We start from the raw sequence: 12307 nt of genomic DNA on the forward strand, positions 1-12307 counted from the left end.
CGATGCCGAGATTAGATCGTATGCGGTATTAGCAGTCGTTTCCAACTGTTGTCCCCCTCTGAAGGGCAGGTTGATTACGCGTTACTCACCCGTTCGCCACTAAGATTGATAGAAGCAAGCTTCCATCGCTCTTCGTTCGACTTGCATGTGTTAAGCACGCCGCCAGCGTTCGTCCTGAGCCAGGATCAAACTCTCCAAGATATCTTGAAGCTATTTGAATAGCTCATTATTTGTTGTCGTTACATTGAAGTAACTTTGAATTATGATTGGTTTTGACATTGTCAAAACCCGCACTCTGGCATATGTTCAATCATATGATTGATTACCTATCATTGTTCAGTTTTCAAAGATCTGTGCCCCTTCATATGGGGTACTTGAATATAATAACATTTCCATATACTCATGTCAACAAAATTTGGATAAATTTTACTACAAATTTCAGAAAATTTTTACCATTATTTTTGCACAATTTCACGGCCTAATTTTACAGATTCGAAACTTGAGTTATATTACTTTTTTAGACATATCATATAGGGAGAATTTAAAATAAAAAGAAGCCGCAACAAGAATACATCTATTGCATTCTGTTGCGACTTCTTGTCTATATGACAGTGTGTTAATAGAATCCCTTATTTGTGTCTCAACACTGTATATTAAAAACTTTTATATATAAGGTTATTGTAACTGCACATTCCTTATAACAAAAGCTATACATATAATGTGATTATATATGTATTAGATGATTAGTTATCTGTCTGAATCGCTTCACGAAGGTTAATTTCGTGCATGTCGCCAACAGAAGGTTCTTCTGCAGACATATTTTTTACAGTTTGTTTTGTAGCAAACCAAACTGCTTCGTTCATGTAATAACGCAATTCTTCATTAGATACATGTTCTTGATCTTGAGCCATAATATCAAGCATAGCATCTTCCAATGCTTGTGCTTCTTCATCAGTCAAAGGACCGCCAACGGCCTTTTGTTTTTGAAGCAATTCATTCATGCGATCAACCATGCTGCGCAATACATTGTAACCATAGCTATTTGTGTAACCTTGGTCCTTATCATATTTAGGGAATGTGTAATAGCTATACTCGTTTTTATTACGATTTTCACCATTCCAGTTCAATGCAGTTTCTTGGCCATGTACATAACCTAAAGAATGTTTACGGAAATAATCAGCATAGTTATGCTTATCTTTAGAATGTAACCATTTAGCTTCTTCTTTAGTTAACGCTTGATGATTATTCTTTTTGCTTTCAGCTAAAGCAATGTGTTTTTCCGCATTTTCCCATGCTTTCACAAATTCATGGATACTTTGCACCGCCTGAGGGCTGGCCACAGGAACCAATACAACAGAACCTGTTGTAGGCGCTTTAGCCGGATTTGGTAAAAGCAATGGATCATCATATGTAGCAGATGCCGCATTAACATGGAATACGCCACTGCCGAATAATACTGCCGCTGTGAAAGCAAGCAAAGTGGATTTTTTCATTATATATTCCTCTTTTCTATCAACGAATTAAATCGGGTGGGAGGACCCCCAAAAGGGAATCCTCAACCCGTAATGTTCAGTATGAACGTATTATAAACCTAGTCTTGCCATCATTGCAGCAATATTAGCTTTCATTTGTTCATTTTCAGCTTTCAAATCAGCTACTTCACCTTTTAATCCTTGATTTTCAGCTTTCATTGCAGCAAGTTCACGTTGCATTGCATATGTAGAACTGATAGGTCCTTTACGATAACGATCTGCAGTTTCTGCTTCGCCGTCTCTGTTACCTACTTTCCAAGTTACACCAGCATTTGCCATCATATGGCTATTGCTGCCTGCCCAAGCAACACCAGCATGTAACATCATGGATTCATTCTTATAATGAGCCACACCTAATGCCAGTGCGGAGTCACCACGGTAGTTACCGTAACCTGCCATGATTTGAGTAGGTTCGTAAGGGTCATAAGCCATAGGTTTCAATGCGGACAACGCGGAGGACATAGCACCAACTTGACGAACTTCGTTTACAACATTATTCATGCTGTTTGCAACACGATTAAGTTGGGAACCATTAACAGCATCAGTAGAAGTGGAGCTAATTTCGCCTGGTGCTACGTTAGTAATCTTATTACCACCGTTGTTCAAACCAGAGCTTGTTAAGGATACGCTGCCACCACCATTATTTTTGATTGTGATACCGTTACCGTTTGTCACAGTTGTATGACCGGAGTTATCCATAGTTGTAATGGAATTGATACCAGTAATATCTTTTGCCAAACGAACATTCAAGCTGCCGTTATTATCGGAGATAACACCGATATTGTTTGCAGTGGAAAGTTTGCTTTCATCAGTAACGCCACCTTTAACAGTCACTTTTTGACCTAGGTCACGATGGAATTCACCTTTATCACCTGCAAAGTCTAAGCCAGCTTTCTTAAGGCCGTCGATACCTTTCTTCAAGTCACCGATGTTAGCACCATTTGTTAAGCTGCTGCTATTATCAGCAATATTGTTGATATCTTCGCCTTCGCCATAACCACTTGCCATGTTAACTACTTTATTACCGCCATTGTTCAAGCCGTCCTTAGTCAATGTTACTGCACCAGTACCATCTTTAGGGGAACCTTGACCTGCTGGAGGAGTAGTAATTGCAACACCGTTGCTGCTAACAGTAGTAGTTACTTTAGTACCACCCATGCCGGATGTAACTACCATGCCATCTGCAGTTGTTCTTGTGCTCTTAGTCCGTTTATCAGTAGTTACAACACCATCAGCAGTCAATTCAGTGGCCTTAGTTGGATTATCTACAAGTACACCTTTAGCTGTTGTTTGAGTTGTATTATTTTGATTATCGGATACTTTCACATTACCTGCAGTAAGAGCAGTCGTATTACCTAATGTATCAGTGCTTGTAACACCTACACCGTTTGTTACAGTAGAGAATTTCTTATCGTCAGTAGTGGTAATCACACTGCGTAAGTTCAAGTCTTTTTTGATATCTACAGTGTATGTTTTCGACTTATCTGCATTTGTTGTAGCTGTTACAGTTGTATTGCCGCTATCGCCAGCTTTCACTGTTGTAGTTGCTGCCGCCATGCTGCTCTTCAACTGTTGAACGTTAACTGCATCTGTATCATTTACACCAGCTGCCACGTTAGTAATCTTTTGATTATTTGCGTTTAAGCCTTCGTTAGAAATGTAAGTTTTACCGCCTACAGATACGCCCTTATCATCAAGAACAACTTGTTTGCTTGGATCGGAACCAACAGTTACGGAATCAAGACCTTTAAGGTTCTTAGCGAGTTTAACGTTCAAGTTGCCGTTTTCATTAACTACGCCAATGTTACCATTTGAAAGTTTAGAAGCATCAGCTTCGCCACCTTTGAGTTCCAATGTTTGACCGAGGTCTTTATGGATAGCTTCACCGGAGTCGCCTTTGAAGTTCAAGCCTTTCTTAGTCAAGTCTTCAGTGTTTTTATCAATTTTGTTGTCTACAACTTTCAATTGATCTTCTGTTGCAGCTTGACCATTAGTGATCTTATTAGGATCCCAAGTTCTGTTAGTCAAGTTGTTTACAGTACCGTTTGCACCGTTAACTAGAACTTTACCAGCATTAATTGAGCCCTCTGTACCATTGATAGTTACAGCATTAGTACCTTCACCAGCTTTCACGATACCTTTAGTACCATCAATGTGAACTGCTGTGTTGCCAGAACCTAATGTTACAGTATCTTTCAAACCTACAGTGTAAGTCTTAGCTTTAGTAATAGCATTGATTTCTTCCTCAACATCAACGTTTTTACCAGCTTTTACCTTAGTATCGGACGCAGCTCTTACTTCGTTCAATTGATTTAAGTTAACTGCATCAGTACCATCAGTACCAGCTTTTACATTCTTGATTTGAGTATCGTTAGCATCAAAGCCATTAGCTGTAACGAATTTCTTACCACCAATTGTCAAGCCATCGTTGTTGATAGTTGTTTGACCAGTTGTTACGCTGTTCAAGCCTGTTAAGTCTTTTGCAAGTTTAACATTCAACTTACCGTTTTCGGATACAACACCGATATTGTTGTCAGACAATTTAGTTTTATCAGTAATGCCACCTACAACATCCAATGTTTGACCAAGGTCTTTATGAATTAATTCGCCAGAGTCAGCTTGGAAGTTCAAGCCTTTCTTACCGTTGTCTGTAACTTTTTTATCTACAGATTTCAATTGATCTTCTGTTGCAGCTTGACCGTTAGTGATGTTATTTGGATCCCAAGTTCTGTTAGTCAAGTTGTTTACAGTACCATTTGCACCGTTAACTAGAACTTTACCAGCATTGATGTTACCTGTTACACCATCGATTGCTACTTTGCCAGCATTAATTGTGCTGTTTACGCCATTGATAGTTACTGCGTTAGTGCCGTCACCAGCTTTTACGATACCTTTTGTACCGTCGATATTAACAGCTGTGTTACCAGAACCTAATGTTACAGTATCTTTCAACGCAACTGTGTAAGTTTTAGCTTTTGTAGTTGGATCTACAGCTTCATCAACATTGATGTTTTTGCTACCTTCTACTTTTGTATTAGATGCAGCTTTTACATCGTTCAATTGTTTAACATTTACAGCATCATTATCTTCTACACCAGCAGTTACGTTTTTGATTTGCGTATTGTTAGCGTTGAAGCCATTAGCTGTAACAAATTGTTTATTGTTGATTGTCAAGCCATCGTTGTTGATAGTTGTTTGACCAGTTGTTACGCTGTTCAAGCCTGTTAAGTCTTTTGCAAGTTTAACATTCAACTTACCGTTTTCGGATACAACACCGATGTTGTTGTCGGACAATTTAGCTTTATCAGAAGTGCCACCCACAACACCTAATGTTTCACCAAGGTTTTTATGAATGCTTGTTGCATCATCACCTTGGAAATTCAAGCCTTTATTAGTGTTGTCTGTAACTTTTTTATCTACAGATTTCAATTGATCTTCTGTTGCGGCTTGACCACTTGTGATGTTTGCAGGATCCCAAGTTCTGTTAGTCAAGTTGTTTACAGTACCGTTTGCACCGTTAACTAGAACTTTACCAGCATTAATGTTACCTGTTACACCATCGATTGCTACTTTGCCAGCATTGATTGTGCTGTTTACGCCGTTAATAGTTACTGCGTTAGTGCCGTCACCAGCTTTTACGATACCTTTTGTACCGTCAATGTTAACAGCTGTGTTACCGGAACCTAATGTTACAGTGTCTTTCAATGCAACTGTGTAAGTTTTAGCTTTTGTTACAGTATCTACAGTTTCATCAACATTGATGTTTTTGCTACCTTCTACTTTTGTATTAGATGCAGCTTTTACATCGTTCAATTGTTTAACGTTAACAGCATCGTTGTCTTCTACGCCAGCAGTTACGTTTTTGATTTGTGTATTGTTAGCATTGAAGCCATTAGCTGTAACGAATTGTTTGTTGTTGATTGTCAAGCCATCGTTGTCGATAGTTGTTTGACCAGTTGTTACGCTGTTCAAGCCTGTTAAATCTTTTGCAAGTTTAACATTCAACTTACCATTTTCGGATACTACACCGATGTTGTTGTCGGACAATTTAGATTTTTCAGTAATGCCACCTACAACATCTAATGTTTGACCAAGATCTTTATGAATTACTTCGCCAGAATCAGCTTGGAAGTTCAAGCCTTTCTTAGTCAAGTCAGTGCTGTTGTCAGTGATTTTCTTATCAACAATTTTCAATTGGTCTTCTGTTGCAGCTTGACCACTTGTGAAGTTTTTGCCATCCCAAGTAATGTTTGTCAAGTTGTTTACAGTACCAGCAGCACCGTTAACAGTCACTTTACCGGAGTTGATAGTGCCGTTTGTACCATTGATAGTCACAGCATTAGCACCGTCACCAGCTTTTACAATACCTGTAGTACCGTTGATGTTGATTGCATTATTGCCAGAACCTAAAGTTACATTGTCTTTCAATGCTACTTTGTAAGTTTTAGCTTTTGTATTAGGGTCTACTGTGGAGTTAACATTGATGTTTTCGCTACCTTCAACTGTAGTGTTAGACGCATTTTTAACTTCGTTCAATTGATTCAAGTTAACTGCATCATTGCCATCAGTACCAGCTTTTACGTTTTTGATTTGTGTATTGTTAGCATCAAAACCGTTAGCTGTAACGAATTTCTTACCACCAATTGTTAAACCTTCGTTATTAATTGTTGTAGCACCAGTTGTTACGCTTGTTAAGCCAGTCAACTCTTTAGCGAGTTTAACGTTCAACTTGCCGTTTTCAGATACCACACCGATGTTATTGTTGGATAATTTAGATGCATCAGAAATGCCACCGTTGATTTCCAATGTTTCGCCAAGATCTTTATGAATGCTTGTAGCGTCATCGCCTTTGAAGTTCAAGCCCTTCTTAGTCAAGTTGCTACCATTGTCAGTAATTTTCTTATCAACAACTTTCAATTGATCTTCTGTTGCAGCTTGACCGCTTGTGATATGGTCAGCATCCCAAGTGATATTTGTTAAGTTGTTTACAGTACCTTTAGCACCGTTAACAAGAACTTTACCGGAATTGATATTGCCTGTTACACCGTCAATCGCTACGTTACCAGCAGTAATTGTGCTGTTTGTACCGTTGATAGTTACAGCATTATTGCCTTCACCAGCTTTCACAATACCTTTTGTGCCGTCGATATTAACAGCAGTATTGCCGGAACCCAATGTTACTGTGTCTTGTAAGCCAACTGTATAAGTCTTAGCTTTAGTAAGTGGATCTTCAGAATCAGTTACATTGATGTTTTTGCCTGCTTTTACAACAGTTTTAGCTGCCGCTGCGTTGTTGGATACTTCTTTCAACTGTTTAAGGTTAACTGCATGGTTATCCTCTGTACCAGCTTTCACGTTTGTGATTTGAGTATCGTTAGCATTGAAGCCGTTGCTTGTAACAAATGTGTTACCACCGATTGTCAAACCATTGTTGTTAATAGTTGTAGCACCAGTTGTTACACTGTTCAAACCTGTTAAATCTTTAGCAAGTTTAACATTCAATACGCCGTTGTTATTAACAACGCCGATGTTATTTTCTGAAAGTTTAGATGCGTCAGCTTGACCACCAGAGATTTTCAATGTTTGACCAAGGTCTTTATGAATTGCAGTACCTGCATCGCCTTGGAAGTTCAAGCCTTTTTCTACGATTTCAGTTTTTGTAGTATCAATTTTATTGTCTACTACTTTCAATTGATCTTCTGTCGCAGCTTGACCATTAGTAATAGCATTAGGATTCCAAATTCTGTTAGTCAATTCGTTAACAGTACCTGTAGTACCATTGATTGTTACTTTACCGGAGTTGATAGTACCATTTGTGCCATTGATAGTTACAGCATTAGCACCGTCGCCAGCTTTTACAATACCTGTTGTACCGTTGATATTGATAGCTGTGTTACCTGTGCCTAATGTTACTTCATCTTTCAAGCCTACAGTATATGTTTTAGCTTTAGTTACATTGTCGATGCTTTCATCAACTTTAATGTTTTTACCTTCAGCTACCTTTGTATTTGCTGCAGATGCACTGTTGGATACTTCTTTCAATTGTGCCAAGTTTACTGCATCGCTGTCGATTGTACCACGAGCAACGTTAGTAATCTTGTTACCACCGTTATCCAAACCAGTTTTAGTAAGGGATACAGCTGCATTGTTTGTAGCACCGTTGCTGATAGTTACACCGTTGGAAGTAACTTTTGTATCACCTACAGTTACGCTGTTCAAACCTTTAAGGTCTTTTGCCAAACGAACTTTCAAGTCGTTAGAGCCATCGGATACAACACCGATATTGTCTTCAGCAGTCAATTTGGATGCTTCTGTGATGCCACCTTTAACGTTTACTTGTTCACCAAGTTTTTTGTTAATTACGTTACCGGAGTCAGCACCGAATTTCATGCCTTTATTGATCAATTCTTCTTTAGTCTTGAACAATTGGCTGCCATTGATAGCATCTGTGGATGTAGCTGTTACAGCACCGTCTTTTACATTTGTAATAGTAGTGCCATTAGCGCCTTCCAATGTTACCTTAGTTTTATCAACAACACCATTATTGATGTCGTATTTAACAGCACGATCTGTCAATTTATCTACAGAAGTCTTAGATGCAATATTATTGATTGTAACTTGCTCTTTAACGCCTGCATGGTTTTTATCCTCTACAGTCAAGGATACTTCACCATTGTCGTTTACCTTGTAGGAACCATCAGCGCTGGAGTTTCTTACAAGACGATAGTCAGTTGCACTGCTACCTTGTTGAGTAATTTGCTCGCTAACTTTTTTCAACTGATCTTCAGTCGCTGCACGACCGGATACGATAGATGTGGAATCCCAGTTTTTATTGTCCAAGTTAGTTACATAATTACCAGTTTCGCTTGCATGTTTCGTATTTTGAACAGTTTGAGCGCCCATTACAACGCCACTAGCAGTTACTCTACCTGCTGTGCCATCAAGAACTACTTGATTGTTACCACTACCCAATGTCACTTTGTTGTTCAAACGAAGATCATATTTAGCACCTTCAGTGCTTGTAGCAGGAGTAGTTGTCAATTTGAGGTTATCATCGGAAACAGTTACTTTAGAATGTTTACCTGCTTCGATTTTTACATCATGTAATTGGCTACCATTTACAGCATCTGTAGAAGTAGAGGATACTTCACCAGCTTTCAAGTTAGTAATTGTTGTACCGCCTTGACCTTCCAAAGTAACCTTATTTTTATTAACAGTAGTACCGTTAAGATCATATTTAACAGCACGTTCTGTTAATTTATCCAATTCAGTTTTGGATGCAATATTGTTGATCGTTACTGTATTAGCAGGGCTGTTAGGATGAGCTTCATCTTTAACTTTTAAGTCAACCTTGTTGTTTTCTACAGAGTAAGAACCGTCCGCAGAGTTTGCATTGTTGATCAAACGGTAATCTGTTTTAGCTGCATTAGTAGTCTTGATTTCATCAGACACTTTTTTCAACTGATCTTCAGTTGCTGCACGACCAGATGTGATGGTAGGGTTTTGAACATTCCATTCTTTATTGTCCAAACCAGTTACATAGTTTTTATTGTCGCTATGCGTACCTACGCGAACAGAACCTGCAGTTACGCTGTTCAAACCTGTTAGGTCTTTTGCCAACTTAACATTAAGGTTGCCGTCTTTAGCTACAACACCGATGTTGTTGTCAGACAAAGCACCTGTAGCACCACCTGTAATACCTAAAGTATCGCCAAGTTGTTTGTTGATTTTAACATTGTTATCGCCTTGGAAGCTCAAGCCTTTAGCGATTTTATTAGTGTTATTTGTGATATTAGTAGTATTAATATCTTGTTGCTCTTTAGAAGCAAGGTTCGTCAACTTAACTTGTTTAGGATTGGAACCATCAGCATCCGCAACAGTCAATGTCATGCTACCGTCAGCAGCTACTTTATATTCACCGTTGCTGCCTGCTGCAGGGTTTGCAATCAAGCGGTAGTCAGTTTTGGAAAGACCATTAGAGATTTTAGAGATATCAACATCGAATGTTTGATTATCATTACGTGTCAATGTCAATCTCTTACCGTCATTGGATACTGTACCGGATGTAACATAAGTATTTTTCAAACCTGTTACTTCAGCGGTTAAACCGTTTGTACCGGTCATGTTAATCTTGCCATTACCGTTTGCTTCATAAGTAGCAGCACCACGTTGTAAGTATTTATCGTATTTAGCTGCAATACGAGAGATATCACCGATATTAGCCGCATTTGTTAATGTATCGCCACCGGATTTTACATTAGTGATTTGATTACCACCAGCATTGATACCTCTTGTGCTCATGGATACATTACCTGTTGTAACGGAGTTGAAGCTTGCATCTTCAACAGTTGCAACCGTAACATTATCTCCGGAGCCTTCTAATGCAATATTTTTACCAGCTTTAAAGTTAACTGTACGATTAGGCGCTTTTACATCTTTTAGCTTTCTACCGTCAACTTGAAGTTCCCAACCTTGGTTTGCAGATTTAATAGCTTCATGAACGGTATTTTTACCTGTATCACCAATGTTAGTCATGGTGATAGTACCGTTTTGGTCAACCTGAGCATTACCGCCTAAGATATTCTTAGTGCTGTTAGCTACATTACCCACTGCATTAGCAACGCCATATAATTGGCTGCCATTAATAGCATCTGTAGATTGTGCATTCACACGACCAGCAGCTACGTTAGTGATTGTACGTTTTGTAGAATTGTTACCAACGCTAACTGTGGAATCAGCAGTGCCACCGGCATAGTTATATTTCAAGCCGTTAATAGTTTCACTAGCAGTGCTCACAGGGGCCGCTGTTTCAGATTTAGCACCTAACGCAACGCCACGAACGTTATTTACTGTCGCATTGCTACCAAGAGCTAAGCCTTCGTTTGCTTGTACACTTGCTTCACTACCGATTGCTACAGCATCAGTTACTTCTTTTTGAGCTTTAAGTTTAGTGATTAATTCAGGATTATCTTTATAAACACTACGATCACGTACACGTTCTAATGTACCTGCTTGAGCGCTTACGCCCAATGCGATGGACCGAGAACCAGTTGCTTGTGCATCATCACCGATAGCCACAACATTTTTCTTGTCCCCATCTTGAGTGCTCAAAGCACTAGCTTCACGACCCATAGCAATAGAGCCGTAACCTTCGGAATGAGCGTTATTACCGATAGCTGTAGAACGTTCACCTAATGCCCATGCAGCATTACCTGCTGCTACAGAAGATCCGCCCAATGCATATGTATCATTACCTAATGCCACGCCGGAACCACCATGAGCACGCGCAGAGTTACCTACAGCAACGGAGTTATTTACTTTATATTGAGGGTCATTTTGAATACCGGATTCAGCATTATTACCGATAGCTATGCCGTCCATTGCACGAGTTTTGGCATTGTTACCAAGAGCAACCCCATTATCACGATAATGAGCAGCACTGTTACCGATAGCTACGCCTTGTATTCCCTGAGAAAGGGCATTACTACCGATAGCTATGCCATGAGTAAAATTCTCGCCTTTATAATTTGTACCTGCTGCTACATTAGCACCTGTCCCCATAGCAACACTATCTACAGTATTTGATTTAGCACCTTGACCGATAGCAATAGCACGAGCAGCGTTAGCTTGGGTATTAGTACTTCCGTCATATGCTGTATACGGTGTACCTTTTGCGTCTGTCAATGGATCAGGATTTGCAGAACCGATAGCAATGGATTGAGCACCTTTTGCCAATGCGGAGTGACCCATGGCCAAGCTAGCAGACCCTTGTGCGGATGCTGCCGTACCGATAGCTGCCGCATATTGTTCTCCTGCGTAAGCTTGACGCATCATCGCCAAGGAGTTAAAACCCTTTGCCTTTGCAGCTGAACCGACAGCAATAGCACCGATTTGTTCAGATTGAGCATAATGGCCTAAACCGATACCCAACGCACGAGATTGGGAATAATCACCGATAGAAATACCGGATACGGAGCCATCATTAGAACGTGCATTCGCACGATTACCAATTTGAATACCGAACACCTTATTATCAGTATATAAGTGTCCTTGTCCTGGATTTCCTGGTGTTTTGTAATCATACATTTGAATGTAAGGTGCTTTTTCGCTAGGGTATAAATACGTAAACCCGCCATCACGTTCACCTTCACCAGGAGATAAAGAAAGACCTCTAATAGGTGCTGCATCAACACCCGAAATTAATCCGCTACCGCAGGTCAAAACCATAGCCGCCAAGCCAACTTTTACCGTAGCTTTAGCGGAATTACTAACAAAGCTTTTGGAGCCACGAGTATGGCTTTTTGCGATTTCAGATACAACGACATATGCGCCTCGTACCTGACTCCAAATTACCCTATAAATACGATTCATTTAGTAGTACCTACCTTTCACACAGTTTTATAAGGGATTCTAAAACCAACACTAAAACACTAAAAATAATAAAATTTTCATCAAAAATTTAATTACTATACATATAAAATATCAGATTAGTTTATGAATGTAAATATATTTTTTTCACATTTCGCTCATTTATTTTCAGAACTTTAAACTTCTTTTAAAAATTGATTTTCTTACTCATTTAAATATATTTTCAATCATAAAAACCCTTACAACAATGGGCCAAACAACACTTATAATCTAAAACTAATGATTTTATAGTAAATTAATCACATTTATAATTTTCGATTAAAATTATATGTTCTGTATTATACACTATTATGAAAATTTTGTGAAGTCAAATACAAAAAAAGAACGAAAGTCCTTTCACAGTAGAC

2 protein-coding genes and 1 rRNA gene are annotated in these 12307 nt (G+C 39.0%); all 3 read right to left on the minus strand.

Going from position 1 to position 12307, the window contains the following annotated elements; translation table 11 throughout:
* Positions 1 to 201 (minus strand): 16S ribosomal RNA (locus HMPREF0874_RS04140); the annotation flags it as partial.
* 542 nt (positions 202 to 743) lie between these two features.
* Positions 744 to 1493, minus strand: coding sequence for a hypothetical protein (locus tag HMPREF0874_RS04145; RefSeq protein ID WP_004692888.1), 750 nt, complete (start codon positions 1491 to 1493; stop codon positions 744 to 746).
* Positions 1494 to 1583: 90 nt separating this feature from the next.
* Entirely contained in the window at positions 1584 to 11903 is a 10320-nt protein-coding gene (locus tag HMPREF0874_RS04150; protein WP_008601764.1) for an ESPR-type extended signal peptide-containing protein, read from the minus strand.
* Positions 11904 to 12307: the final 404 nt, after the last annotated feature.

It is taken from the genome of Veillonella sp. 6_1_27 (assembly GCF_000163735.1).
Classification (GTDB): Bacteria; Bacillota; Negativicutes; order Veillonellales; family Veillonellaceae; genus Veillonella; species Veillonella parvula_A.

What these genes read in the sequence shown, in the direction of transcription:
- HMPREF0874_RS04145 (WP_004692888.1), bottom strand. Translation starts at nt 1,493, where the DNA reads ATGAAAAAATCCACTTTGCTTGCTTTCACAGCGGCAGTATTATTCGGC.
- HMPREF0874_RS04150 (WP_008601764.1), bottom strand. Translation starts at nt 11,903, where the DNA reads ATGAATCGTATTTATAGGGTAATTTGGAGTCAGGTACGAGGCGCATAT.